At 31.8% G+C, this 25,910-nt stretch carries 25 protein-coding genes; 9 read left to right on the top strand and 16 right to left on the bottom strand.

The window, feature by feature from the left end; translation table 11 throughout:
• Positions 1 to 17 precede the first annotated feature (17 nt).
• The 4 genes from QVZ41_RS11350 to QVZ41_RS11335 all read left to right on the top strand — a co-directional run bounded on the left by QVZ41_RS11350 (position 18) and on the right by QVZ41_RS11335 (position 4,716).
• Positions 18 to 713 (top strand): glycosyltransferase family 2 protein, encoded by a 696-nt coding sequence (locus QVZ41_RS11350; RefSeq protein WP_302884695.1) that lies wholly within the window; start codon positions 18 to 20, stop codon positions 711 to 713.
• A complete protein-coding gene (locus QVZ41_RS11345; RefSeq protein WP_302884694.1) occupies positions 713 to 2,335 on the top strand; it encodes a cellulose synthase family protein in 1,623 nt (540 codons plus the stop codon). Before QVZ41_RS11350 ends, QVZ41_RS11345 begins: the two co-directional genes overlap by 1 nt.
• A gap of 49 nt (positions 2,336 to 2,384) precedes the next feature.
• Positions 2,385 to 3,737 (top strand): MptA/MptB family glycosyltransferase, encoded by a 1,353-nt coding sequence (locus QVZ41_RS11340; RefSeq protein ID WP_302884693.1) that lies wholly within the window; start codon positions 2,385 to 2,387, stop codon positions 3,735 to 3,737.
• A 370-nt stretch (positions 3,738 to 4,107) separates the two neighbouring features.
• Positions 4,108 to 4,716, top strand: coding sequence for a superoxide dismutase (locus QVZ41_RS11335; RefSeq protein ID WP_302884692.1), 609 nt, complete (start codon positions 4,108 to 4,110; stop codon positions 4,714 to 4,716).
• A gap of 77 nt (positions 4,717 to 4,793) precedes the next feature.
• Here the strand turns inward: QVZ41_RS11335 and QVZ41_RS11330 are convergent, their stop codons facing one another.
• From QVZ41_RS11330 to pdxA, 13 genes are all read right to left on the bottom strand, one after another.
• Entirely contained in the window at positions 4,794 to 5,273 is a 480-nt protein-coding gene (locus tag QVZ41_RS11330; protein ID WP_302884691.1) for a GNAT family N-acetyltransferase, read from the bottom strand.
• Positions 5,274 to 5,392: 119 nt separating this feature from the next.
• On the bottom strand, positions 5,393 to 6,685 hold the full coding sequence (eno, locus tag QVZ41_RS11325; protein WP_302884690.1) for a phosphopyruvate hydratase: 1,293 nt from the start codon (positions 6,683 to 6,685) through the stop codon (positions 5,393 to 5,395).
• 158 nt (positions 6,686 to 6,843) lie between these two features.
• Positions 6,844 to 7,317: an ExbD/TolR family protein gene (locus QVZ41_RS11320; protein ID WP_302884689.1), complete on the bottom strand. Its 474-nt coding sequence runs from the start codon at positions 7,315 to 7,317 to the stop codon at positions 6,844 to 6,846.
• An 8-nt stretch (positions 7,318 to 7,325) separates the two neighbouring features.
• Entirely contained in the window at positions 7,326 to 7,946 is a 621-nt protein-coding gene (locus QVZ41_RS11315) for an ExbD/TolR family protein (protein WP_302884688.1), read from the bottom strand.
• A 9-nt stretch (positions 7,947 to 7,955) separates the two neighbouring features.
• Positions 7,956 to 8,396 (bottom strand): hypothetical protein, encoded by a 441-nt coding sequence (locus tag QVZ41_RS11310; protein WP_302884687.1) that lies wholly within the window; start codon positions 8,394 to 8,396, stop codon positions 7,956 to 7,958.
• A gap of 8 nt (positions 8,397 to 8,404) precedes the next feature.
• Complete coding sequence (locus QVZ41_RS11305; RefSeq protein ID WP_302884686.1) at positions 8,405 to 9,220, bottom strand: MotA/TolQ/ExbB proton channel family protein; 816 nt, start codon at positions 9,218 to 9,220, stop codon at positions 8,405 to 8,407.
• A 107-nt stretch (positions 9,221 to 9,327) separates the two neighbouring features.
• The gene (locus QVZ41_RS11300) at positions 9,328 to 10,281 is read right to left on the bottom strand and encodes an asparaginase domain-containing protein (RefSeq protein WP_302884685.1); all 954 of its coding nucleotides are present in this window, start codon (positions 10,279 to 10,281) and stop codon (positions 9,328 to 9,330) included.
• 71 nt (positions 10,282 to 10,352) lie between these two features.
• Positions 10,353 to 11,699, bottom strand: coding sequence for an acetyl-CoA carboxylase biotin carboxylase subunit (gene accC / locus QVZ41_RS11295; protein ID WP_302884684.1), 1,347 nt, complete (start codon positions 11,697 to 11,699; stop codon positions 10,353 to 10,355).
• Between the two features lie 49 nt (positions 11,700 to 11,748).
• On the bottom strand, positions 11,749 to 12,234 hold the full coding sequence (gene accB / locus QVZ41_RS11290) for an acetyl-CoA carboxylase biotin carboxyl carrier protein (protein ID WP_302884683.1): 486 nt from the start codon (positions 12,232 to 12,234) through the stop codon (positions 11,749 to 11,751).
• A gap of 45 nt (positions 12,235 to 12,279) precedes the next feature.
• A complete protein-coding gene (locus QVZ41_RS11285; protein ID WP_302884682.1) occupies positions 12,280 to 13,275 on the bottom strand; it encodes a beta-ketoacyl-ACP synthase III in 996 nt (331 codons plus the stop codon).
• Between the two features lie 167 nt (positions 13,276 to 13,442).
• Positions 13,443 to 13,637 carry a 50S ribosomal protein L32 gene (rpmF, locus tag QVZ41_RS11280; RefSeq protein WP_068827521.1) on the bottom strand — a complete coding sequence of 65 codons (195 nt, stop codon included), beginning with the start codon at positions 13,635 to 13,637 and terminating at the stop codon, positions 13,443 to 13,445.
• A gap of 12 nt (positions 13,638 to 13,649) precedes the next feature.
• Positions 13,650 to 14,174: a YceD family protein gene (locus QVZ41_RS11275; RefSeq protein WP_302884681.1), complete on the bottom strand. Its 525-nt coding sequence runs from the start codon at positions 14,172 to 14,174 to the stop codon at positions 13,650 to 13,652.
• Between the two features lie 72 nt (positions 14,175 to 14,246).
• Positions 14,247 to 15,284 (bottom strand): 4-hydroxythreonine-4-phosphate dehydrogenase PdxA, encoded by a 1,038-nt coding sequence (gene pdxA / locus QVZ41_RS11270; protein WP_302884680.1) that lies wholly within the window; start codon positions 15,282 to 15,284, stop codon positions 14,247 to 14,249.
• A gap of 50 nt (positions 15,285 to 15,334) precedes the next feature.
• Here pdxA and QVZ41_RS11265 point away from each other — a divergent pair, with 50 nt between their 5' ends.
• Together QVZ41_RS11265 and QVZ41_RS11260 are read left to right on the top strand one after the other, a co-directional pair.
• A complete protein-coding gene (locus QVZ41_RS11265) occupies positions 15,335 to 15,925 on the top strand; it encodes a riboflavin synthase (protein WP_302884678.1) in 591 nt (196 codons plus the stop codon).
• A gap of 33 nt (positions 15,926 to 15,958) precedes the next feature.
• Entirely contained in the window at positions 15,959 to 16,156 is a 198-nt protein-coding gene (locus QVZ41_RS11260) for a hypothetical protein (RefSeq protein ID WP_302884677.1), read from the top strand.
• 435 nt (positions 16,157 to 16,591) lie between these two features.
• Here QVZ41_RS11260 and QVZ41_RS11255 read toward each other — a convergent pair whose 3' ends face one another.
• Positions 16,592 to 17,341 carry a dolichyl-phosphate beta-glucosyltransferase gene (locus tag QVZ41_RS11255; protein ID WP_302884676.1) on the bottom strand — a complete coding sequence of 250 codons (750 nt, stop codon included), beginning with the start codon at positions 17,339 to 17,341 and terminating at the stop codon, positions 16,592 to 16,594.
• A gap of 177 nt (positions 17,342 to 17,518) precedes the next feature.
• Between QVZ41_RS11255 and QVZ41_RS11250 the strand changes: the two genes are divergently transcribed.
• From QVZ41_RS11250 to QVZ41_RS11240, 3 genes are all read left to right on the top strand, one after another.
• Entirely contained in the window at positions 17,519 to 20,602 is a 3,084-nt protein-coding gene (locus tag QVZ41_RS11250; RefSeq protein WP_302884675.1) for a hypothetical protein, read from the top strand.
• Between the two features lie 78 nt (positions 20,603 to 20,680).
• A complete protein-coding gene (locus QVZ41_RS11245; protein ID WP_302884674.1) occupies positions 20,681 to 21,802 on the top strand; it encodes a hypothetical protein in 1,122 nt (373 codons plus the stop codon).
• Positions 21,802 to 23,322 carry a glycoside hydrolase family 2 TIM barrel-domain containing protein gene (locus QVZ41_RS11240; RefSeq protein WP_302884673.1) on the top strand — a complete coding sequence of 507 codons (1,521 nt, stop codon included), beginning with the start codon at positions 21,802 to 21,804 and terminating at the stop codon, positions 23,320 to 23,322. Before QVZ41_RS11245 ends, QVZ41_RS11240 begins: the two co-directional genes overlap by 1 nt.
• Here the strand turns inward: QVZ41_RS11240 and QVZ41_RS11235 are convergent.
• Both QVZ41_RS11235 and QVZ41_RS11230 read right to left on the bottom strand, forming a co-directional pair.
• Complete coding sequence (locus QVZ41_RS11235; RefSeq protein ID WP_302884672.1) at positions 23,312 to 24,511, bottom strand: glycosyltransferase; 1,200 nt, start codon at positions 24,509 to 24,511, stop codon at positions 23,312 to 23,314. The genes QVZ41_RS11240 and QVZ41_RS11235 overlap by 11 nt on opposite strands.
• 104 nt (positions 24,512 to 24,615) lie before the next feature.
• The gene (locus QVZ41_RS11230; RefSeq protein WP_302884671.1) at positions 24,616 to 25,875 is read right to left on the bottom strand and encodes an oligosaccharide flippase family protein; all 1,260 of its coding nucleotides are present in this window, start codon (positions 25,873 to 25,875) and stop codon (positions 24,616 to 24,618) included.
• Between the last annotated feature and the right edge of the window lie 35 nt (positions 25,876 to 25,910).

The following is a 25,910-nucleotide window of genomic DNA, read 5'->3' as shown; positions in this document are numbered from 1 at the left end:
ATCAACTACATAATTATATGAACAACACCATAGCAGTGATTATTCCTGCTTATAATGAAGAGCAATCTATTGCTCACGTAATTCATGATATTCCTAAGGATATCGCCAACTACATTATAGTAGTTAACAACAATTCTACCGATAATACTGAGCAAGTTGCAAAAAAAGCTGGTGCTACTGTTTTATTAGAAACACAAAAAGGTTATGGTTATGCTTGCCTAAAAGGATTGGATTATATTGCTAAAAACAATATCAACCCAAATATTGTTGTTTTTTTAGATGGAGATTATTCCGACTATCCAGAAGAAATGATTGATTTGGTCACTCCTATTATTGAACAAAATTATGATTTTGTGATAGGATCAAGACATCAACAAGGAAGAGAAAAAAATTCCATGACTCCCCAACAAATATTTGGAAATTGGTTGGCAAGCAGTCTTATGAAAATTATTTTTAATGCCAAATTCACTGATTTAGGCCCTTTTAGAGCTATTAAATACAATTCATTGCTAAAATTAAACATGCAAGATAAGACCTACGGTTGGACAATTGAAATGCAATTAAAGGCTCTTAAACAAAAAATTAACTATCTTGAGGTACCAGTTAGATATAAGAAAAGAATTGGGGTTTCAAAAGTTTCAGGTACGATAAAAGGAACTATCTTTGCCGGAATTAAAATATTAAGTTGGATTTTTAAATATAGTTTCAAGTAATGTTGTACGGTTTACTATTTACGCTTTCAAAATCTACTAACGATATCATATACATTATCAGTAGCATACTTTTAATTATATATTTAGTCTCGTTAGTAATGGTTTTCTTTTATGCATTGGCACAGTTAAATTTACTGTTCAATTACCTTAAGGCTAGGAAAAAAGATCGAAAAGGATTAGACAGTTCTGCTAAATTCGATTTAACAAATCCTGATGAAATTCCTTACGTTACCATACAACTTCCTGTATTTAACGAAAAATACGTAATGAAACGATTGTTAAAAAACATCGCTTTATTAGACTATCCTAGAGAAAAACTTGAAATTCAGGTTTTAGATGATTCTACGGATGAAACCGTGATCAAAACAAAAGAAAGGGTTGATAAACTTGCGGCAACAGGTTTAGACATTATTCATATTACTCGAACCAATAGACAAGGTTTTAAAGCTGGTGCTTTAAAAGAAGGATTGGCTATTGCTAAAGGGGAATTAATCGCCATTTTTGATTCTGACTTCTTACCTGAAGCTGATTGGTTGTACAAAACCATTCCTTACTTTAAGGATGAAAAAATTGGAGTTGTTCAAACCCGATGGGGACATATTAACAGAAACTATTCTTTATTAACTAAAATTCAAGCTTTTGCCTTAGATGCTCACTTTACCTTAGAGCAAATGGGTAGAAACTCTAAAGGACATTTTATCAACTTTAATGGAACTGCAGGGGTTTGGAGAAAAGAATGTATTTATGATGCTGGTAACTGGGAAGGAGATACTTTAACAGAAGATTTAGATTTAAGTTATAGAGCACAATTAAAAGGTTGGCAATTTAAATATTTGGTTGATGTGGAAACACCAGCTGAATTACCTGTAGTGATTAGCGCTGCAAGATCTCAACAATTTAGATGGAACAAAGGTGGGGCTGAAAATTTTCAGAAAATGTTTAAAAAAATTATTCATTCTGATTTATCTTTCAAAACCAAAGCACACTGTGTAATGCATCTTTTAAATAGCACTATGTTTTTAAATGTATTAATTGTAGGAGTTTTAAGTGTTCCTATGTTATATGTTAAAAACTATTTTGAAGACTTTAAAGGTTATTTTATAGCCATGAGTTTTTTCGGAATCAGTACGCTTATTTTCTTTATTTGTTACTGGTATATGTTTAAACATGTGCAAAAAAAATCTGGTTTTAAAGGATTTTTACAATACATCAGAACTTTTCTAACCTTCTTTAGTGTTGCCATGGGATTGTCTTTAAACAACTCTGGTGCAGTGATTGAAGGACATAGACGTAAACGTAGTGAATTTGTTAGAACTCCAAAATTTAATATCAAATCTATTGATGGTTGGAAAAAGAACAAATACATTCGTAAAAAGCCTTCAAAAAATGTGATTTACGAAGGATTTTTATGTCTTTACTTTTTATTTGGTATTCTAAGCGCTTGGTTGGTAAGATATATAGGAAGAAATGAATTAAAAGTTTATGACAAAGACTGTATGTTTGGCTTAGCTCCTTGTGATGCTTGGTACATTCCTTTTGACAGCGGATTGATTATATTTCATGTGATGTTATTTTTAGGTTTTGGATTTATATTTTATACCTCTGTATTTAAAAAAGTGTAATGTAAATAAGCTGTTTTTGTTTCGACAGATCAGACTCAATAAAAGCCTAATGAAATTATTTATAAAATCTTTTAAAATGACTAACAAACACGCTTTGTTAGTCATTTTTCTTTCCGCTATAACCTATTATTTATTTGGCTATACAACGCCTAGAACAGATTTTAACAAAGTTTTCACCTATTATAGCCTTCTTTTTATTGGATTTGGACTTTTATATAAATTCAGCAACCTCTCCATAAAATGGCTAATTGTTGGTGGAATCCTTTTTAGATTGGTCATTTTATTAGCCATCCCTAATCTTTCTGATGACTTTTATAGATTTTTATGGGATGGGAGAGCTTTGTTAAACGGGATCAATCCATATTTAATATTACCAAAAAATAATCCTGAGCTTATTTCTAACGGAATAGAATTATATAAAGGCATGGGAAGTATGAATGGAAGTCATTTTACTTGTTATCCGCCTTTAAATCAATTTGCGTTTAGCATTCCTGCCATCATTTCAGAAAATGGTATTTTCATTAGCACTATTGTAATGAGATTAACATTAATTATCGCTGATATCATCTCCCTATATTTTGGCCTCAAGATCTTAGATAACTTAAATATTGATAAAAGAAAAATACTCTTATATTTCATCAACCCTTTTATCATCATTGAAATCACAGGCAACTTACATTACGAAGGAATGATGATTGCTTTTCTTAGCGCAAGTATTTATTACTTACTTCAAAACAAAAATCATTTATCTGCATCCCTTTGGGCTTGTTCAGTTTCAATCAAATTAATTCCATTGCTTTTTATTCCCCTTCTGTACAAAAAATTAGGATTCAAAAATCTATTCATTTATGGAGCAATTGTTTTAGGGATTAACGTAATACTATTCACCCCTTTTTTAAGTCAAGATTTAGTAAACAACTTTATGTCTAGTATAGAACTCTATTTTCAAAACTTTGAATTCAATGCTAGTATTTATTATGTTGTTAGAGAAATTGGCTTTTGGATTAAAGGCTATAACATCATTGGTTTGGTTGGAAAAACAACGCCTTTTATTATTATTGGTATTACTATCCTTATTTCTCTCTTCAGAAAAAACAATCAAACAGAAACACTTTTAACCAGCATGCTGTTTTTAATCATCAGCTATTATTTGTTGGCAAGCGTAGTTCACCCTTGGTACATAGCTATTCCTCTATTCTTATGTATTTTTACAAATTACACCTTTCCTGTTTTATGGAGTTTTACTATTATCCTTAGTTATAGTGCATATAAAAACCACAATTACAAAGAAAATCTTTGGTTGGTATTTTTAGAATATGTAATTGTATTTGTATATTTTGTCTTCGAAGCTTATAAAACTAAAACCAACGCTGAAACAAAGCATAGTAAATTGCCATACTAAAAAAGAATATCACTAAGAAAAAGTATATAGCTATAATAATTCTCTGAATTGTATTCAACACTTTGACCTGGTTCAAAATATCTTTAACAATATTATAGATAGAATCTAGAATAACATGATACATGGAACTTAGTCCATCGGAAGTAAAAATAGAATTACTCATGGAAAACAGTTTTAGTTAAACAAAAACATGAAAGGGGTTCGTATTACCATGAATCATCTTAAATTTATGAATTAAATTCATAAAACCCTAATTTTAAGAATTTTATATTTTCACAGTTTAATGATTTCTGTAAATAAGTCCTAAAAATTCTTTGAAAAAAAAATAGTTAATTATCTTTGAGTACGAAACAATAAAAATCATAACAAAATGGCTTTTGAATTACCAAAATTACCTTATGCATACGATGCATTGGAACCTAATGTAGATGCAAGAACTATGGAAATACACCATAGCAAACACCACAACGGATATACTACAAACTTAAACGCTGCCATTGCTGGTACAGACTTAGAAGGAAAGTCTATCGAAGAGATATTAAACGGATTAGATATGGAAAACAAAGCTGTTAGAAATAACGGTGGAGGTTTTTACAATCACTCATTATTTTGGAACGTAATGTCTCCAAATGGTGGAGGAGAACCAACTGGAGCTTTAGCTGATGCTATTGATGCTGCATTTGGATCTTTTGAAGCTTTTAAAGAGGCTTTTTCTAAAGCTGCTGCTACTCAATTCGGATCTGGATGGGCATGGTTATGTGTTGCGAAAGGTGGAGCTGTAAACGTTTGTTCTACTCCTAACCAAGACAACCCATTAATGCCAGGTGTTACTTGTGGTAATCAACCTATTTTAGGTTTAGATGTATGGGAACATGCTTATTACTTAAATTATCAAAACAGAAGACCTGATTATATCAATGCATTTTTTAATGTAATTAATTGGGATGCTGTTTCTGCAAACTACGAAGCTGCTAAATAATTAGTAACTATCATTATTTAAAAAATCCCAAAGCGTTTTGCTTTGGGATTTTTTTATTTTATAAATAGATGAAAAAATTAAATGCTATCAATGTAATTCTTCAATTGTTTTTGAGTCATTTGTACCACTCGCCAATCATCAAAAACAACGGCTCCTGAAGTTTCATAAAAATGAATAGCTGGTGTATTCCAATCTAAAACAGCCCATTCTACTCTTTTTAACTTTTGTTGATAGGCATACTTTAAAACTTTATTATACAACAATTTTCCTACTCCCTTACCTCTTGCATCTTCTTGAACGATTAAATCTTCTAGATGCAATGTCTTTCCTTTCCAAGTGGAATATCTATAGTAAAACAAAGCCATACCAATTATATCACCATCTAATTCTGCTACAAATACTTCAAATTTTGGATTTTTACCAAATCCATCATTTTCAATATCTTTCAAAGTTACTTCAACTGCTTCGGGTTCATTTTCAAATTTGGCTAATTGATTAATCAACGAAAATATTCCACGAGCATCTTTTAACTCGCCTTTTCTTACCATTACATTCATCTCAAAAAATTAATAATCCAACTCAAAATAAACAATAGTTTTTAATAATCGTTATAGAAATTAGATAAAACAAAAAAGCACCTCAAATGAGGTGCTTTTTAAATATTTATTGAAAGCAATTAAGCTTTAATTTTGAAAGCTTTAGCTTGTGGAAAATAGGCTACCTCACCTAATTCTTCTTCAATTCTAATTAATTGGTTGTACTTAGCCATACGATCAGAACGAGAAGCAGAACCAGTTTTGATTTGACCTGTGTTTAATGCCACAGCTAAATCAGCAATAGTAGTATCTTCAGTTTCTCCAGAACGGTGAGACATTACAGAAGTGTAACCAGCATTGTGTGCCATGTTTACCGCTGCAATAGTTTCAGTTAAAGTACCAATTTGGTTTACTTTAATTAAGATAGAGTTAGCAATACCTTTTTCAATACCTGTAGCCAAACGCTCTACGTTTGTTACAAATAAATCATCACCAACTAATTGAACTTTATCTCCAATTAATTCAGTTAAGTATTTCCATCCTTCCCAGTCATTTTCGTCCATACCATCTTCAATAGAGATGATTGGATATTTACTTGCCAATTCAGCTAAGTATTCAGCTTGTTCTTTAGAAGAACGAACTGCTCCACCTTCACCTTCAAATTTAGCATAGTTATATTTTCCATTTTCATAGAATTCAGCAGAAGCACAGTCTAAAGCTAATTTCACTTCTTCTCCTGGCTTATATCCAGCTTTTTCAATAGCAGATAATACTGTTTCAATAGCATCTTCTGTTCCATCAAATGTTGGAGCAAATCCTCCTTCATCACCTACAGCAGTAGATAAATTACGTCCGTGTAAAATCTTAGCTAAGTTGTGGAAGATTTCAGTTCCCATTTTTAATGCTTCAGTAAAGTTTTTAGCTTTAATTGGCATAATCATAAACTCTTGGAATGCGATTGGAGCATCAGAGTGGGATCCACCATTTACGATGTTCATCATAGGAACAGGTAAAGTATTAGCAGAAACACCACCTACGTAACGATATAAAGGCATATCTAATTCGTTAGCAGCAGCTTTAGCAACCGCTAAAGAAACTCCTAAAATTGCGTTAGCTCCTAATTTAGCTTTATTTGGAGTTCCGTCTAAATCAATCATTGCTTTATCAATAGCATTTTGTTCAAAAACAGAAAACCCTATTAATTCTTCAGCAAGTACAGTATTTACGTTTTTAACAGCGTTTAAAACACCTTTCCCCATAAAGTCAGAACCACCGTCTCTTAATTCTACGGCTTCATGCTCTCCAGTAGACGCTCCAGAAGGAACAATAGCTCTACCTAAAACTCCATTTTCAGTAATTACATCAACTTCTACAGTTGGATTACCTCTAGAGTCAAAAATTTGTCTTGCGTGAATGTTAACTATAACGCTCATATTTTTAGTATTTAATTATTATAATTTTTATGTTGCGCAAGATACACAACAATTGATCCGAAAAATACAACAAAATAAATAAGTTTCGAAAACCTATTCGTTAAAATTTTATCATATAAAGACAATAAAAAAGCAGTGCTTTTGGCACTGCTTTTTTATTATTTAAAATTATTAGCGACATCACCTGAACTAGATGAATAACTAATTTTTAATGCATTAACTGATTGTAATTCATCTTTGATATCTGAGATGGTTCCAACATTGGTCTTCATATCTGCTTTGATAGAGGTAACCATTGCTTTCTGCTCTTCAGCATCATGCTTATCTCTTTCAGAATACACAAAATTTACAATATCATTTACTGTAGAAATTTTATCGTTTAACTGGATTTTATCTCCAGTTCCTTCTGAAGGATTAACAGCTTTACCTACATAAATAGTACTTACTAAACTTTTGTGTTCTAACTTCTTTACTTCAGTTGCACTAGGCAATTTTGGTTTTTTAATTAATAAAGATGTTTCACGCATCGTAGTAGATACCATAAAGAAAAACAAAAGCATAAATACAATATCCGGCAATGCTGCAGTGTTTACTGCGGGCACTTCTTTTTTCTTCTTTCCAAACTTTGACATATTGCTTATTATTTTATTGGTTTAGCATCAGATAATATCTCAGGATATGCCTTTTTAATCTGATCGATTGCAGCATCTAAATCTGGATTTTCTACATCTCCTTTTTGTAATTTTAACAAATCAGAATACGAAAGTCCTTTATATTTTCCTTGTAGATATTTTTTTGCATATCTATTTCTTAACTCCGTGTAGGCTGCCAACAATTCATTCTGAACCGAAATATACATTCCATAAGAAGTTGTTTGCGCAGTTTGAACCGAAATTATTGCTTTTGCAGGATGCTCAGAAGATGATTCTGATTTTTCCCCTTCACAATAATTACAAACCTGTCCTTCTGCATTTTTACCTGCTCCGTTGTCAATAAATTTAACTGCTAATTCTCTTAATTCACCAATTTTCACTTCTTCTTCTTCAACTAATAATTGATCGAAACGGTTGATGTTTACTTCAAATATGTTTCTCTGCTTTACTGGTGGCGGATCTACATTCTCTGGTTGTTTTTCTGGTAATTTTCTTAGAATACCAGAATCGGTATCCATAGTTGTTGTTACCAAGAAAAAGATAAGCAGCAAGAAAGCAATATCTGCCATTGAACCTGCATTAATTTCACTATTTTCTCTTCTTGCCATAAATCAGGTTTATTTAATTGCTGTTTTAACGGTACCTAAACCAACAGCAGCAATTGCAATAACTCCTAAGTATACACTAAAGTTAATAATTGTACTGATTAATTTTGATACTGACCCAGCATCACCACCTTTTAACACTTGCCCTTGAACATTTAATACAGCAGCATCAGATGCTGTAAGATATGCTACAAAGTAAACAGCCGCTAAAATGGCTAAATTGATTACTATCTTTTTTATTTCTTCTGGATGTTTAAATATATTCACCACTGAGAATATTAAAGTTATAGCTAATGTAATGTATAACAACCATGCTGAAAATTCTACCAAAGGATTTACCTTTGAATATAATTCGTCTTCCTCAGCAATAAATACGTTAATAAACAATACAGCAGCAATAACAGCAATAACAAAAATTATAGCGGTTAATATTTTTGATAATTTACTACTCATAATGAATATTATTTTTTGTATTTAACTAATAAGTCGATTAAAGAGATAGAAGCATCTTCCATCTTGTTAACAATACTATCAACTTTTGCAACGATAATATTGTAAAATACTTGTAATATAATTGCTACTACTAATCCAAATACAGTAGTTAATAAGGCTACTTTAATACCTCCTGCAACTACCGCTGGGTTAATATCTCCTGCAACTTGAATTGCATCAAAAGCTTCAATCATACCAATTACTGTACCCATGAATCCTAACATCGGTGCTAAGGCGATAAATAAAGATAACCAAGAGATATTTTTCTCTAATAATCCCATTTGAACTCCTCCGTAACCAACAACCGCTTTTTCAGCAGCATCGATTCCTTCTGATGATCTATCTAAACCTTGGTAAAAGATAGAAGCAACAGGTCCTTTTGTATTTCTACAAACCTCTTTTGCAGCATCTAAACCACCTGAAGACAATGCTTCGTCTACTTTCGCAACTAATTTCTTAGTGTTTGTAGTAGCTAAGTTTAAATAAATAATTCTTTCGATAGCAATAGCTAATCCTAAAATTAACGCAACCAATACAATTCCCATGAATTCAGCACCACCCTCAATAAAACGTTGTTTTAATACTTGGTGAAAAGTTGGTTCAACTTTTGGAGCTTCAGCTTCTTCCGCTTTTTCTGGAGTAGCCGCCGTCTCTTCATTTGCAACATTTTCAGTTGCTGCTACATTTGTAGAATCTACAGTAGCTTCTTCTTCTTGTGCAAATGCATTTGAAGTCCCTAAAAACAATAATCCTGCAACAGCTAGGATACTAAAAACTTTTTTCATTTCTATTTTAATTAATACTATTAATGATAATTGATAAACGATGAGCAAGTAACAAAAAAATGTTTACTTTAAAAAATAATATATTGTTAAATATTGTTAACAATTTTCTATTCACCTCGAACAGAATTCTCAAAGATTGTCCTAAACTCTTGAATATTTAATTTTTTTTCGACCAAGAACATCAATTTCCCGACAATAGACTCTTTTGTCATACTTCCTGCATTTAAAACCCCTAATGATGAGATGTTTAAACTAGATTCATATCTACCTATTTCTAGGCCTCCATACATACATTGTGAGGTTACAACAACCTTTAACCCCTCATTAATTCTCTCTTTAAACAACCTTTTTAGCCCCTCTGAAAACTCTGGCATATTACCAGAACCAAATATTTCTAATATGATTATGTTAATTTTTTGATCTTTCAAAAGTGTAAACAACAAATTCTCGTCATTAAAAGGAGTTATTTTTATAATTACTGGGTTAGCCGAAACTTTAGTTACAACACTAAATTCTTCACTTAAATCTGCTATATATGAATGATTAATAATTGAAACATATGCATCAAAATCTTTTGTATGATGCTTCGTTGTACAAACTGCTCTGTGCCATTGTTCTGAAAAGTAAATTCCAACTTCATTAGGAAATTTATTTTCTATCAACTTTTGAATCGCTCCTTTTAAGTTTTTTACGCTATCAGAATCTTGCTCATACAATGTTTTTTGACCTCCTGTAAATATGATTGGTTTAGCAAGGCCACTAATACAAAAGCTTAACAATGAACTTATATAAGCCATCGTATCTGTTCCCATTAAAACTAAAAAAGCATCATATTTTGAATAGTTTTGTTTAATGATAACGCTTAATTCAGAATAATATTTTTTATTAAAATTAGAAGAATCCACCAAAGTGCTAGTAGATGTTAAATGGCAATGATTTAAAAAATTCTCCTTTTCAAGAAAGTGTTCTATTCCTTTTATACTTCCAGGTTTTAAAGCTCCAGATATTTCATCTTTTACCATTCCAAGAGTTCCCCCTGTATAAACAACTAATATTTTCATGACAATAAATTTACATAAAAATAAAAGAGAGCGCTCTACAGCGCTCTCTTTTTTGACTTATAAAACTTAATTTATATTGTTTTTTCTATCACAAAATCTTCCATAAATTTAGTGGTATAATTACCTGCTACATAATCTGGATGATCCATTAATTGGCGATGAAAAGGAATTGTTGTTTTAATTCCTTCAATAATAAATTCATCTAAAGCACGTTTCATTTTGTTGATGGCTTCATCACGAGTTTGCGCAGTACAAATTAACTTTGCAATCATTGAATCGTAGTTTGGCGGAATGGTATACCCAGCATAAACATGAGTATCTAAACGAACTCCGTGCCCTCCTGGTGCATGAAAAGAAGTAATTTTACCTGGTGCAGGTCTAAACCCAGCAAAAGGATCTTCTGCATTAATTCTACATTCTATTGAATGTAATTTAGGAAAATAGTTTTTACCTGAAATTGGAATTCCTGCTGCTACCATAATTTGCTCACGAATTAAATCGTAATCAACAACTTCTTCTGTAATTGGATGCTCTACTTGGATACGAGTATTCATTTCCATAAAGTAGAAATTTCTATGCTTATCTACCAAAAACTCAACAGTCCCAGCTCCTTCGTACTTAATGTACTCAGCAGCTGCAACAGCAGCATTTCCCATCGCTTCTCTCAACTCATCTGTCATGAATGGAGAAGGTGTTTCTTCTGTTAGTTTTTGATGACGACGTTGCACAGAACAGTCTCTTTCTGATAAGTGACATGCTTTTCCATATGCATCTCCAACAATTTGAATTTCAATATGACGTGGTTCTTCAATTAACTTTTCCATGTACATATCATCATTTCCAAAAGCTGCCTTTGATTCATGACGTGCAGAATCCCAAGCATCTCTTAAATCTTCTGCTTTCCAAACAGCTCTCATCCCTTTACCTCCACCTCCAGCAGAAGCTTTAAGCATGACAGGGTAACCTGTTTCCAATGCTACTTTTTCACATGTTTCAAAATCTTCAATCACTCCTTCACTACCTGGTACGCAAGGTACTCCTGCAGCAATCATGGTAGATTTAGCATTGGCTTTATCCCCCATTCTATTAATCATTTCTGGAGTAGCTCCAATAAATTTAATATCGTGATCTTGACATAATTTAGAAAATCTTGCATTTTCAGACAAGAATCCATATCCTGGATGAATTGCATCTGCATTGGTAATTTCTGCAGCTGCAATAATGTTTACCATCTTTAAATAAGACTCCGAACTTGGAGCAGGTCCAATACAAACCGCCTCATCTGCAAAACGAACATGCAAGCTATCTTGATCTGCAGTTGAATAAACAGCTACTGTTTTGATTCCCATCTCTCTACATGTTCTAATAACACGTAAAGCAATCTCACCACGGTTGGCTATTAATATTTTTTTAAACATTTTTTTTCTTTTAGTAGTTAGTACTTAAATCTTGTAAACGCATCAGTAATTATGATGGATCTACTAAAAATAATGGCTGTCCAAATTCTACTGGAGTACTATCTTCTACTAATATTTTTACGATTTTACCTGATACTTCAGATTCAATTTCGTTGAATAACTTCATTGCTTCAATTACGCAAACTACTGAGTCTGCTTGAACAGTATCACCTACTTCAACAAACAATGGTTTGTCAGGAGATGGTTTTCTGTAAAAAGTACCAATCATTGGAGACGTAATTGTAATGTATTTTGAATCTTCAGCAGCAGGAGCAGGTGCTGGTGAGTCTGAAGCAACTGGTGCTGCAGGAGCAGGTGCTGCTTGAGCTACTGGTGCTGCCATAGATAATGGTGCTGCATGTTGTAAAATAGTAGTTTCGGTTTTACCCTCCCCTGTTTTAATGGTGATTTTAATATCTTCCATTTCTAATTTTACTTCGTTAGCTCCAGATCTTGCCACGAATTTAATTAAATTCTGAATGTCCTTTAATTCCATAATCGTTTATATTAAGTGCGTATTCTTTAAAGTTAATTAATTATTTTATGAGTTATAAGCCCACTTTAAGTAGGTAGCTCCCCATGTAAATCCGCCACCAAAAGCAGCAAATATTATATTATCACCTTTTTTAAGTTGTTTTTCGTAATCTGCTAGCAATAAAGGTAAAGTACCTGATGTAGTATTTCCATAATACTGAATATTCATCATTACCTTTGATTTGTCTAATTCAATTCTGTTAGCAGTTGCCTCAATAATTCTTGTGTTTGCTTGGTGTGCAGCCAACCAATCTACATCATCATTAGTCAAGTTATTTCTTTCTAAAACCTTTACCGCAGCATCGGCCATATTAGAAACGGCATACTTAAATACAGTTCTACCTTCTTGTCTTATATAATGTTGTTTATTATCTACTGTTTCATGAGAAGCAGGATTTAAAGATCCACCAGCTTCCATTTTAAGGAATTCTCTTCCAATTCCATCACTTCTTAAGTATTCATCTTGTAATCCTAAACCTTCAGTGTTTGGTTCAAATAATGCAGCTCCTGCACCGTCACCAAAGATAATACATGTTGCTCTGTCTTCGTAGTCTATAATAGATGACATTTTATCGGCACCAATAATTAACACCTTTTTGTATCTACCAGATTCTATATATGCTGCTGCTGTAGACATTGCATATAAAAAGCTTGAACATGCTGCTTGTAAATCATAACCAAATGCATTTATAGCTCCAATTTGAGTGGCCACATATACTGCCGTAGACGCTACATTCATATCAGGTGTAGCAGTTCCAACCAAAACTAAGTCAATTTCCTTTGGGTCTAATCCTTTCTTTTGAATCAAATCTTCAGCAGCCTTAATTGCTAAATAAGAGGTTGGTTTATCTTTGTCTTTTAAGATTCTCCTTTCCTTGATTCCTGTACGAGAGGTAATCCACTCGTCATTTGTCTCTACTATCTGCTCTAACTCTTTGTTAGTCAATACATAATCAGGAACATATTTTCCAACAGCTGTGATAGCAGCACTAATCTTTGCCATAAATTGATTGTTAAGAAATCTTTAAACAATATGAAAAGCCAAAGTAATAAAATTTATTTCTAAATCTTGATTAAAAAGGCTCCTTTTTTTGTCAATATTTGTTCAAATTAACAAAGAAACCCTCATAAAATGAGGGTTTCTTTGTTAATACATGTAAAAACGATTAACTATGCTTCAGCTTCAGTTGAGTCAATAACAACTTGACCTCTGTAATATAATTTTCCTTCGTTCCAGTGAGCTCTATGATATAAGTGTGCTTCTCCAGTAGTTGGATCTACAGCAACTTGTGGAGCTACAGCTTTGTAATGAGTTCTTCTTTTATCTCTTCTTGTTTTTGAGATTTTTCTCTTTGGATGTGCCATTGCTATAAATTTTTATTTTTTATCTAATAATTGTTTTAACTGATCCCATCTTGGATCTAATTGTTCTTTTTTTACTTCTTTCTTCTTTAATTGCTTTTCAAATTCTTGTGCATCTTTAATCTCTTTACGTGAGACTCCTGGCTTTACTCTTTTTTGAGGTACAGACAACACGATTAACTCGTATATATATTGTTGCACTTCTATTTGATATGCATCATGAGGTAAAATTAATAAGTCTTCTACATCATTATTAAAAGTTTCTCCAAACTTTACAATTAACGAAAACCTACCACTAACTTCTAGATCAAAATCTTCTCCTGTTACATCACAAGGAACTTTTACACTTCCATTTGCAACAAAATTTAACTCTAATAAGGTTGTTTTTTTATTTAGCTCTAAACGAACATTAAAATCAACCTCCTCAAACTCATCATATTCAAAAGCATCAAAGAACTTTCTATCAATTTGAAAATCAAACTGGTGTTTTCCTTCTTTCAACCCTATAAAAGGTATCCTAAATTCACTAAGTGTTTTCATATAAAAACATCAATTTGAGCCGGCAAAGATATAAAAACATTTTGTTGATTCAAAAACTAAATGATTAATTTCTTACTTTTTAGTTTTTAAACTGTTAGCCGTCAATTTTTCGTACTCTTTTCTCTTTTTAATTATTGAAATTCCTTTATACAAAGCCTCTTGAAATGAGGAAGTATTTGCCATTCCTTTTCCAGCAACATCAAAGGCTGTTCCGTGGTCTGGAGACACTCTTACCTTAGCTAAACCTGCGGTAAAATTAACTCCTTCACCAAACGAAATGGCTTTAAACCCAACCAATCCTTGATCATGATACATAGAAATAACTCCATCGAATTTTTGATAAGATTGATTTCCAAAGAAACCATCTGCTGCATAAGGCCCATAAACCAACTGACCTTTTTCTTGATATTCCTCTAATATTGGACGAATTAATTCATCATCTTCTTTACCAATTACTCCGTGATCTCCACAATGTGGATTTAAACCTAAAACAGCAATTCTTGGTTTTGAGACTCCAAAATCTTGCATTAATGATTGATACATAATATCAATTTTTTTGCAAATTAGTTCTTTGTTCAATGCTTCGGAAACTTGAGAAACTGGAATATGCCCTGTAACCAATCCTACTTTGATGTCTTTTGACATTAAAATCATTAAACTTTCGCCATCAATTTTTGATTCTAAATACTCCGTATGTCCTGGAAAACTAAATTCCTCTGACTGAATATTATCTTTACTTATTGGAGCGGTTAAAAGCACATCTATCTCTTCTTTGTTTATAGCTTCTGTGGCAGCCGCTAATGATTCAAAAGCTTTTTGACCCGATACTTGTGTCGGTATCCCTGGTTGTAATTCAACCACTTCATCCCATACCTTTATAACATTTAACCTTCCTTCTTCTATGCCTTGGGCATCTGCTATAAAATTTATTGGATAATTAAACTTTAATTGTTTTTTGTAAAATGACATCACCTTATCTGATGCATACACAACAGGTGTACACAAATCGTACACTCTTTTATCTTCAAATGTTTTTAAAATCAACTCTATTCCTACACCATTCAAATCACCAACAGAGATTCCTACTCTTATTATACGATTATCACTCATTATATATTACTTTTGGAGTACGAAATTAGTCATTTAAAATCATATACATCATGTTTACAGGAATTATTGAAACCTCCGGTGTTGTTAAAAACTTAGTACACAAAAACACCAATTTAGACATTACTGTTTCTTCAAATATTACCAACGAACTAAAAATTGATCAGAGTGTTGCACACAACGGTGTTTGTTTAACTGTAGTAAAGATTGATAAAGACGAATACACCGTTACAGCTATTGCGGAGACTCTTGAAAAGACAAATTTAGACACACTACAAATAAATGATGTTGTGAATTTAGAACGAGCAATGAAACTTGGTGATAGGTTAGATGGACACATTGTACAAGGACATGTAGATCAGACTGGTATTTGTACTAATATTGAAAACAAAAACGGAAGTTGGCAGTTTAGTTTTGAGTATGATAAAACCCTTGGAAATTTAACCATTGAAAAAGGATCTATTACTATAGACGGTACAAGCTTGACAGTGGTTGACTCTGGAGAAAATACGTTTAGTGTTGCTATTATTCCTTATACTTATGAAAACACTAGATTTAAACACTATAAAATAAACACAAAAGTAAACTTAGAATTTGATGTATTAGGAAAATATGTAAAGAAAATAGCCAAATATAGCATTTAATAAAATTGTTACAACAAATAAAAAAGCCACTCAATGAGTGGCTTTTTTATTTATATCGTTTGTTTCTTCAACTTGGTTACTCCCAATCCTACAGCTGCTAATATTAATACTACCACACCCATATTTATAGGTAGAGCTGGAGGATGTAATCCTGGAGGCGGAGGTGGAGGCCCTGGAGCTGCATTAGCCGAAAAGACAATACCCGCTGCTAATAAAACTAATATTTTATAACTTTTAGCCTTCATAATTTTTGATTATTAAAACACTGACATATATCAATTTTCTAAATCGAGAACAAAAATAATTTTTTATTTACTCTTAACAAACTGATTTATGTTAATATTTTTACTCATTTAACTCATTTAACATTAGTTAAATGAGTTATTAGATTTATTCCATTTAAAAAGCATTGATTATATATGAAAGAAAACACCAAAGGTTCATTTTTAACTCACACAAATTACACAGTAAAAAAAACTGCTATCAATACCTTTAAACATACTTCAAAAATAATCTTATATCATTAATATTGAGTCCAACATTAGGTGAGTGGTCGTTTACTGTCGACGAATGGATCATTTCTAAAGGTTAAGTAATTTAACAAACTTATTGCCTTGATTAATATTTACTTATAAAACCTTATATTTTTAGATACTTACCATTTGATTAATTACTTATAACTTTACCTACACTATATGAAAACCATATAGAAAGTAACATATAAGGAATTTGAATAGCATCTTTTACACCTAGTTTAGAATCATCTACATGCACCCACCTTGTTAATGGTTGCTCATAAATTTTATTCATAACAACTTGTTTTCCGTAGTATTTTTTTAGTCTGATAAAAATCTCTACATCAAACAACCAACGAGTTAAAAATTTATCTTTATATGCAACTCCAATAATTTCTTTCTTAAAAACTTTGGCTCCACATTGTGTATCTTCAATTGGCAAACCTAAAATCATCAATACAATCATTTTTACCATTTTAGAAAAAAGACTTCTGAAGAAACTTCTCTCTATCTGTCCTTCTCCTTTACCTCTTGATCCGTAGACAAAAGTCAATTCTTCTCTAAACTTTAAGGTTCTTACTAATTTTTCAAAATCATTAAAATCTGTAGACAAATCTGCATCCATAAAACCGATATATGCAATTTCTTCCATTCTGCTTAAGTACTTTACTCCAGTTCTTACAGCAGCTGCTTTTCCAGCATTTATTTTTACATCAATCACCGTTACATTGTCTGATGATTGTTGCTGAAGATTTTCTAAAACTTCTAAAGTATGATCTTTACTTCCATCGTTTACAAAACAGATGTGGTAATTTTTATTTTCTTTAGCAAAACGGATGAATTCATTTACATCTAATCTATTTGCTTCATTATAACAAGGGATAATAATTCCAGTTTTCATAATAGTTTGTTTTAAATTATACATCAAAAGTACAGACACATTGAAAGTTATTTTTAGAGAATTAGTTTAAGTACCCGTTACTATCGGTGAATGAAAAAAAACATCAGTCCACAACCGTTTAACTTCACAAAACTTTACCCTATATTTATGATAAAAACTCAAAGCATTGATTTATAAATGAAGCAAAGCACCAATAAATATCTGATTACCGCTTTATTAATAGGATTGGTTTTTCATGGCACTGCTATGTTTTTTACTTTAGAAACTACTTATGATGCTTTGATTCACTTATTTTTTGCTGATCATTATGTAAATAGTTGGTTTGAACCATGGAATTTTAAATGGTATACTGGTTTTACAGTAATGAGTTACCCTCCTTTGGTACATCAAACCATTGCTTTGTTATCTTTCATAGGAGGTTTAAAATTTGGATTATTTGCCACCGCTTTAATTGCTGTTGTTTTATTTATAACAGGAACCTATCGTTTTTCCCTGCTTATTACTTCAAACAGAAGTGCTGCGGGATATGCAGCGATCTTAGCCACGTTGTCTTCAACCTTTATAGAAACTTTACATTTATTTGGGCAACTCCCTAGTATTATTGGTGTTTCTGTTCTTTTACATGCCATGCCAGAAATTTACCTGTGGATTAAAGAGGGAAAACTAAAATATTTATTCACCTCCCTTTCTTTAATTTCAGTTACAGTAACCTCTCACCATGTAACACCCATATTTGGAATGGTGTTTTTTATCTCTCCATTAATCGGGACAGCCATTATGGATCACGCTACCCAAAAGGCAGGTACTTTAAAAAAAGTAACGATTCGTATTTTTCTACTAAGCTTTAAAGAATTGTTAAAAAGAATCATACCATTTGTTGTGCTTGCTTTAACCATTATCGTAACCTGTTTATTGCCTTATTGGATTAATTCCAAGAACAACCCCATCACGCAAGTTCCTATTCCACACGGATCTAGAGATAATTTTATAGAAATCACCTCATCAGGGTTGGTTTTCTTTTTAATTCCGTGGGGAGTGGTCTTATTTTTACTGCCTTACATCTTTTATAGATACTATCACAAACGATATATTTTCTTTGGAATCTCATTATCTATGTTGACTTTGCTAGGAACTGGAGGAACCACTCCACTACCTAAAATGATTCTTGGTGAAAATGCGTTTAATATTTTAACCCTCGATAGATTTACCTTGTGGGCAGCTATTATGTCTATTCCTATGGTGGGAGAATTTGCCCTTAGATTTTCGGAAGGAGATTTAAAACAAATCATTCAGAAAAGGTTTGGTCCTATTTATCATAGAATTATAGGCGGATTCTTAGCTTTTTCTTTTTTATTCATGAGTGTTTTTACCATCAGTTTAGGATATTTTAGACCCTCTCAACCTCAAAAAATAAAAATCCTCCCAATTGTAAACTTCTTAAATCAAGATCAACATGACCAATGGAGATATTTAACTTTAGGGTTTGGCGACCAAATGGCATGGCTATCTGCAAATACAAAAGCATTAACTGTTGATGGAAATTATCATTCAGCCAGAAGATTACCTGAGTTAACCACCAGAGCTATTGAACGATTGGAAAACTCAAAATTTAAAGGAATTGAAGGAATTGGTTCTTTACAACAATTTTTAACCGTACCAGAGAAATACAATTTAAAGTATATTTTTTCTAATGATAAATTTTACGATCCTATTCTATATTTCTGTGGATGGCAAAGATTACGTCAACTAGAAAACGGAATTATGGTTTGGGAAAAACTAAACGTTCCGCCAATTAGTGTCATCTTACCAAGAGTTGATGTGGCTACTTGGCAAAAAATACATTGGGGAACCGTTCCTTTACTCACCGTTATTCTTGCTTTTTTAATCAATTCTAGAAGTTTACTAACCAGAACTTTTAAAACTAAAAAAGATCAGACTATTGCTTATATAAAAGATAGCTATCATTATAAAAAATTTCCTTGGAAGTTGGTACTATTGTTACACGCATGGGTATTGTTTTTATTAATTATTGTAGGTTTTACCTGTTATTCTTTTTACATCAAAAACGATTCTCAAAGATCTCCTGAAAACGCCATCTTAACTTATTACGATGCTTTAGACTTTAAACGTTTTGAAAAAGCACATAGCCTTATTAATCCTGATAGCGATTTGCCTATTGCTCAATATATGTTACAAGTTTCCGTTACAGATGGATTATTAAGTTCTTATGCAAAATTGGACAGTATCAATATTAACATTACTGAACAAACAGATAGTTCCGCTGTTGCCAATATAAAAACAGCGTGGATTACCGCTCTAGAAAAAGTAAATGATAGTTGTTTTAAAACTTTGGTAAAGAAAAATGGAAATTGGTACATCAACCCAGAAACCATTAATAAAGACTTACCTCCTGACCAATTGTTTGTAGAAAATAAACCGACTTATTTTAACCAAGGAAGAAGGAGAATTACAACTGAACAAACCTACCATGAAGATGTTTTAAAACAACCTGTATTAGAAATATTAACCGCAAAACTTATTGAACATAATGGACAATTTTCTGTTATTGGAGAAGTTCAAAATATTGACAATGTTCCTGCTGATATTGTTTTAAAAGGAACTTTATACAATAACAACAATGAACTTTTAGCGACTTTTAACGCAAAAGACCAAGTAAAGCATAAATTATTACCCAAAGAAATTACTTCTTTTAAAATAGATTTTGAAGGAATTGCTTGGTTAAACATCAACGAAAAATCACCTACAACTTTTAATCCTGATGAATTTACGGAAATAGACTTGAGTGATAAACCAACAAAATTCGATTTACAAATAGCGGGAAATGTTTCTGGAGCTGACTTATATAAAAAAGTAGCCATTTCTAAATTAAACATTACCTCCTCAGAAATAAGCGGTTTACTGTTTAATAGTGGTACTGCACAAACTACCATTCCTCAGTTGATTTTTACTTTTTATGATGAAAATAAAAATCCAATATATGTAGATGACACTTATGTTATAGAAGGAATCAGGCAACAAAGAAAACATCCTTTTGAGTATCATATTCCTCAAACCTCATCAGTTGTTATTAATAGCAGTATGGAAAATTGTTTTGTTAATGGATTGCCAAACAAATCCATTGCAAGTAAAATTATAGATCAGAGAAAAAGTGCTATTCACAACCCATTAATCAAAATAAATCATCCTTACTTTTCTTACGTTAAAATAGAAATCAACAATTATACAGGCGTTCCTTATTAAATGAAAAACTTTGTACTACATATTATAGCTACTTTTTTTATTGCTTTGAGCTCTTATGCACAAAACAGCAACTTGGGCATGAAATTGCAAAATGCTAAGGAGGAGTTTGTTGCAGGAAACAAAATCAAGCTTGTTTTTAATAAAATATCTGATTCCATTCCAGATATGTATTACAGCAATAGTTATGGAAATATCATCATTACTCCTACAGCAAATAAAAAACAAATTGTATATGAAGTTCCTGAATTTATGAGTCAAAAATCTGGATGGAACCATTGGCAATTAACACAAAAATACAAAAACATAAAAGGTGATTTTTACATTCATCCCACCCAAAACATCAGCAAGATAGAAACCTATTTAGGGCCACCAAGTATAGAAGTTGGAGATAAAGATTACGCCATGTTGGTTGTAATTCCTTTGGATGATTATAACAATCCTGTGGCAAAAAACACTCCTGTTTTGATTCAGAAAAAACACCTGAATACTTTTGAACAAAACACCCTTCCTTTTAACGGAATGATTGCTCACAAAATTATTTATACCAATCGTAAAGCTGGTAGAACATTTATTAGTTCTGAATGTTTAAACGAGACTTCTAAAGAATATACCTTAGAAATTGTTCCTGCTGGCCCAACAAATTTTAACATTGATTTTGAAAGGGTTCACGATTATGGGGATGGAAATCAGATCACTAAATTTTACACCTCCATTATTAAAGATAGATATGATAATGTTGTTGCCGATGGAACTTCTGTTACTTTTAGAATAGAAAACAACAAAGGAATATACTTACAAACTTTTGGAACCACCATTAATGGAGTCGCTACGGCACAAATGGTACATCCTGATCATGAAGATACCTGGAATATAAAAGCGTTTATTGATGGATTTTCTGAAAGCAACCTCATCACTTTAACTTATAAAAACGCTGTCAAAAATTTTAATATTGATTTTAAAAACGATGAAAAACATTTAGTTGTGGGTCCTTTTAAAAGTTTTATGAACCAAACTTTACCAGACGGATTGATGGTGACTTTAGAATTGTTTGATGATAACGAACAAATTCAAAAAATAAACCTACAAACTGAAAACGGCTTTGCTATTTTTGATTTACACACCTTTATCAAAAAAGACAAAAAGTATATCATTAAAATTAACGCAGCACAAATTAACAAACAACTAGAAATTAAAATCTAATGACTCTTAGCATCCATAAAAATATATTAAAAACCACACTTATTGTTATTTACATAAGTGTAACGCTCCTTGTTATTTTTGGACTAAGTGCTGTATTTACTTATTTAAACACTGGAGCTGATAGAAATTTAATGCTTCACAATAAAATTCACGAAACCGTACATTATCAGCCAAAAATCACTTGGGATATCAGTCATGTAGAAGGTAGAGAAATCACGCAAACAGCTTTACAAAATATTGAAAAAGATTATTTAAATGCTTGGTATGTGAAACAAGTGGCTTTTGAAAAAAACACGCAAAAAGGATTAAAAGATTACTATACAAAAAGTGCTTTAGAAACCATTTTAAAATCAATTAAAGCAAATACTGACAACCATATTTCTATCAAAGGAACTTCTTTAGACCATCATCCTTCTATTGATTTTTTTAGTGAAGACGGACAATTGATTGTAATTACAGATGAAAACATTAAAGAATACAAGCGTATTTATAAAAACGAGACTTTGTTACTTGAAACTACAGAAGTAAACACTTATCAGTTTTTACTTTTATTAGAAGATGGTTTTTGGAGAATTAGGCAAATTTTAAAAATAGAGCCTACTAAAAAGGCAGATTTACAAACAACCGCTACCAGTGTTTCTCAACAAATTAAAGGAATCAATTATTATCCACAAGACAGTCCTTGGGATATGTTTGGTAATGATTTTGATAAAAAAGTAATCAACCAAGATTTTAACATTATTCAAAAAGCTGGACTAAATACGATTAGAATTTTTATTCAATATGAAGATTTTGGGAAATCTGAAGTAAAACCAGAAAAGTTAGAAAAACTAACAAGTGTTTTAAATTTGGCTCAAAAAAATCATTTAAAAGTCATCATTACACTGTTTGATTTCTATGGAGATTACCAAGTATTAGATTGGACATTAAATAATCAGCATGCCACTAAAATCATCAATCATTGTAAAGAACATCCTGCTTTGTTTGCTTGGGACATTAAAAATGAACCAAATTTAGATTTTGAATCAAGAGGAAAGGAAAAAGTATTGGCTTGGTTAAAACAAATGATTTATCGTGTAAAAACCATTGATAAAAAACATCCTGTTACCATTGGGTGGTCTAACACAAAAAGTGCGACAAATTTAAAAGACATGGTAGATTTTGTGAGCTTTCATTATTACGAAAATTTAGATCAACTAGAAAAAGCTTATCTACAATTAAAAAAAGAAATCCCAAATAAAGAAATTGTGTTAGGGGAATATGGTTTGTCTTCTTATAGAGGAATTTGGAATCCGTTTGGAAATTCAGAAGAAAATCAAGCTGAATATCATCAAAAATTTCAGGAAATAGCTTCTAAAAACAAGATTCCTTTTGTTTCTTGGACCTTATATGATTTTAAAAAAATCCCCAAAGAAGTTGTTGGACAACTTCCTTGGAGAAAATATAATCAAAAGCATTTTGGTTTTATTAATCAGGCTGGAGAAAGAAAAGCATCTTTCCAATATATCTCTAAGCCGTAACTGTTTGTGGAGCTTTTCTTAAGAAAATAGACTCAAAACTATTGATGTACATATCTGCAATAGTACTCATAGGAAAAGCAGTTGCTGCTCTATAATTTGCTCGTCCTAAAGAAGTTCTATAAGCTTCATTGATGACAATGTTTTCAATGGCAGTTGCCAAACTATCTACACAAGTTGGATTAAAAAACTCTCCTTTATATCCTTCATCTTGTACTAACAAAGCCAAATCTCCTAAGTCTGGCATTACCACTGCCTTACCATAACTACCTGCTTGGTGTAACACTCCAGAACTACCTGTTGTAGAAGTATATGGAAACACAACTACTGCACTCTCTTGAAACAAAGGAGCTACCTCTTCTTCTTCTACATATCCTGTAAAACGAACTCCAGACACGTGCTTATATTGTTCTTGCACACCAGCTAAATATCCTGGTACATTTGGATTGTCTGTTCCTGCAATTACTACTTCTAAATCTAATCCTGTTGTATTTCTTACTTTCTCAACAGCTTCTATCATAGACTCAACTTTTTTATAAGTTCCAAACTTTCCAAAAGTCATTACTTTTAAAGGTCCATCAGGTGTTTTAAAACTTGGTCTTTCCGATACTTCAAAAGTTCCGTGTGGAATTAAAACTACATTTTTTGCGTTGTATTTAGATTCTAAAATATCAACATATTTTTGCATGGTTACCGCAACGGTATCCGCTTGTAAAATTAATTTAGTCAAGCTAGTCCCTATGAAACCATATATTTTTTGCATGATTTTGTTCGAGGTAAATCCAGCAGTTCCTAAATCTACTTCTTCTAAAATATTATGCAATAAAACAATGGTTGGAATTCTTTTAATTCTACAAACCAATGGTAACATTAACCCAAGAGCTGCCGCTACTTTTTTATCTCCAAACTTCATAAACTGTAAGTTGAACAATACTGCATCTGGTTGTACTTCGCTAATCGCATTACTTACATTTACAATGTTCGTATAACTATTAAATTTCCAACACTCTTTTACAGTGATTTTACATCCTTGCTCTTCAAAATTTAAATCTTTTGCTTCAGGAGTTTCATCTGTTAATAAGATGATTTCAGAGATTTCTTGTTTTTGTCTGAAGTTTTTTACCAAGTGATATGCATACTCATTTAAGGTTACTTTACTTGGTGGATACGATGTTACGATTGCTAATTTCATAATGCTTTGTGTTTTAATTATGATGTAAAATTGCAACATAATTAAAGGTAAACTCTAGCATTTTAGGTAGTTAGCGGGTTCCTTTAGGTGAACGGAAGGATGATTTATTTTTTACCATTCATCGATACTTTCTTAGCATCGATGAAAAAGAAAATAACTTGGGTGAATAGTAAAAACGTCATGGCAATCATTTGTACATGAACCACTTGCTCTAAAGAAGTGTGATAAAAAACCACTAATAGAACTTGCAAAGCTCCAAAAATTGCAGACACCAATACCGGCACATATTTATCTAAAGACAGAAAATAATAAGCAAAGATATTAGCCACGGCAAAAACTCCAGTAGCAAATGCATATTTCCATAACAATGAAGCAATTTGAACATAATCATTTCCAAATAACATTTGTACAATAATGGTTGGAAACATGGCACAAGCCAAAATAATAGTGGTAGCAATAATTGCGATATAAGAAACGTATTTCATCAATACTTTGGTGGTATCTTTTCCTTCTTTTTTAAGCTGAACTACCGTTGGCAATAACAACATTACAAACATCCAAGCTACAAAATATACAATACGCCCTATCAAAGCCAATGAAGCATATAGTCCAGCATCGTAAGCCTCAAAGTAATGTTTCACCAATAAGATATCACTGTTATTAATAATGATTTGAGACAACTCATAAAAAGCAGTAATCACAAAAAACTTTTTTACTTGCGTTAATTCTTTTTTAGGAAATACTACTTTGCTTGTAAACTGCTTCTTTTCATAGTTTAAAGGAAACAACCCAACAATAAGAGACACCAAAACTCCCACAGCAATTACTACCGATGATTGAGAATGAAACAACAATACTAAAATTAAAGTAAGTCCTAATCTAGTAAACATTTCTGCTTGGTAAGTAACAGAAAGTAATTTGAATTGTTTTTTCCCTTGAAAAAAGCCTCTATTTACACTCATTAAAAAATACAAAGGCACTCCAATTCCAAAAATAGTAAACATCATAGAAGACGAAGTGTGAAAAATTTCTTGTAAATCTTTTGCAAACACCACTACCATGGCTCCAAAAAATATTCCGACCATAATTGCGTTCTTATAAATCTTTTTTACAAAAGCTCCCAAAATAGTTTCGGACAAAGTAACCGTAAACTTTGCTGCTGCTAACTGAAAAGTCATGGCCACAAAAGACAACACCAACAACATGGTAATTAAAATAGCTGCATCAGAAAATTGTTCAGGCCCTAATATTCTACCTAATAAAAGGTTATACAAATAGTTTCCTCCGTTAACCGTTAAAACACTTAACATAAATAATTGTTCTTCGGTAATTACTGGCTTTTTAGTGATTGAAATAGACAACATAGCTTTGGTATTTTTAGTTAAAAATTAAATAGATC

This window comes from Wenyingzhuangia gilva, assembly GCF_030519655.1.
GTDB classification, from domain to species: domain Bacteria; phylum Bacteroidota; class Bacteroidia; order Flavobacteriales; family Flavobacteriaceae; genus Wenyingzhuangia; species Wenyingzhuangia gilva.
Note: the sequence above shows the minus strand (reverse complement) of the source record. Positions and strands in the feature narration are given on the sequence as shown.

Coding starts and splice junctions, on each gene's coding strand:
- QVZ41_RS11350 (WP_302884695.1), top strand. CDS start 18: ATGAACAACACCATAGCAGTGATTATTCCTGCTTATAATGAAGAGCAA.
- QVZ41_RS11345 (WP_302884694.1), top strand. CDS start 713: ATGTTGTACGGTTTACTATTTACGCTTTCAAAATCTACTAACGATATC.
- QVZ41_RS11340 (WP_302884693.1), top strand. CDS start 2,385: ATGAAATTATTTATAAAATCTTTTAAAATGACTAACAAACACGCTTTG.
- QVZ41_RS11335 (WP_302884692.1), top strand. CDS start 4,108: ATGGCTTTTGAATTACCAAAATTACCTTATGCATACGATGCATTGGAA.
- QVZ41_RS11330 (WP_302884691.1), bottom strand. CDS start 5,273: ATGAATGTAATGGTAAGAAAAGGCGAGTTAAAAGATGCTCGTGGAATA.
- eno (WP_302884690.1), bottom strand. CDS start 6,685: ATGAGCGTTATAGTTAACATTCACGCAAGACAAATTTTTGACTCTAGA.
- QVZ41_RS11320 (WP_302884689.1), bottom strand. CDS start 7,317: ATGTCAAAGTTTGGAAAGAAGAAAAAAGAAGTGCCCGCAGTAAACACT.
- QVZ41_RS11315 (WP_302884688.1), bottom strand. CDS start 7,946: ATGGCAAGAAGAGAAAATAGTGAAATTAATGCAGGTTCAATGGCAGAT.
- QVZ41_RS11310 (WP_302884687.1), bottom strand. CDS start 8,396: ATGAGTAGTAAATTATCAAAAATATTAACCGCTATAATTTTTGTTATT.
- QVZ41_RS11305 (WP_302884686.1), bottom strand. CDS start 9,220: ATGAAAAAAGTTTTTAGTATCCTAGCTGTTGCAGGATTATTGTTTTTA.
- QVZ41_RS11300 (WP_302884685.1), bottom strand. CDS start 10,281: ATGAAAATATTAGTTGTTTATACAGGGGGAACTCTTGGAATGGTAAAA.
- accC (WP_302884684.1), bottom strand. CDS start 11,699: ATGTTTAAAAAAATATTAATAGCCAACCGTGGTGAGATTGCTTTACGT.
- accB (WP_302884683.1), bottom strand. CDS start 12,234: ATGGAATTAAAGGACATTCAGAATTTAATTAAATTCGTGGCAAGATCT.
- QVZ41_RS11285 (WP_302884682.1), bottom strand. CDS start 13,275: ATGGCAAAGATTAGTGCTGCTATCACAGCTGTTGGAAAATATGTTCCT.
- rpmF (WP_068827521.1), bottom strand. CDS start 13,637: ATGGCACATCCAAAGAGAAAAATCTCAAAAACAAGAAGAGATAAAAGA.
- QVZ41_RS11275 (WP_302884681.1), bottom strand. CDS start 14,174: ATGAAAACACTTAGTGAATTTAGGATACCTTTTATAGGGTTGAAAGAA.
- pdxA (WP_302884680.1), bottom strand. CDS start 15,284: ATGAGTGATAATCGTATAATAAGAGTAGGAATCTCTGTTGGTGATTTG.
- QVZ41_RS11265 (WP_302884678.1), top strand. CDS start 15,335: ATGTTTACAGGAATTATTGAAACCTCCGGTGTTGTTAAAAACTTAGTA.
- QVZ41_RS11260 (WP_302884677.1), top strand. CDS start 15,959: ATGAGTGGCTTTTTTATTTATATCGTTTGTTTCTTCAACTTGGTTACT.
- QVZ41_RS11255 (WP_302884676.1), bottom strand. CDS start 17,341: ATGAAAACTGGAATTATTATCCCTTGTTATAATGAAGCAAATAGATTA.
- QVZ41_RS11250 (WP_302884675.1), top strand. CDS start 17,519: ATGAAGCAAAGCACCAATAAATATCTGATTACCGCTTTATTAATAGGA.
- QVZ41_RS11245 (WP_302884674.1), top strand. CDS start 20,681: ATGAAATTGCAAAATGCTAAGGAGGAGTTTGTTGCAGGAAACAAAATC.
- QVZ41_RS11240 (WP_302884673.1), top strand. CDS start 21,802: ATGACTCTTAGCATCCATAAAAATATATTAAAAACCACACTTATTGTT.
- QVZ41_RS11235 (WP_302884672.1), bottom strand. CDS start 24,511: ATGAAATTAGCAATCGTAACATCGTATCCACCAAGTAAAGTAACCTTA.
- QVZ41_RS11230 (WP_302884671.1), bottom strand. CDS start 25,875: ATGTTGTCTATTTCAATCACTAAAAAGCCAGTAATTACCGAAGAACAA.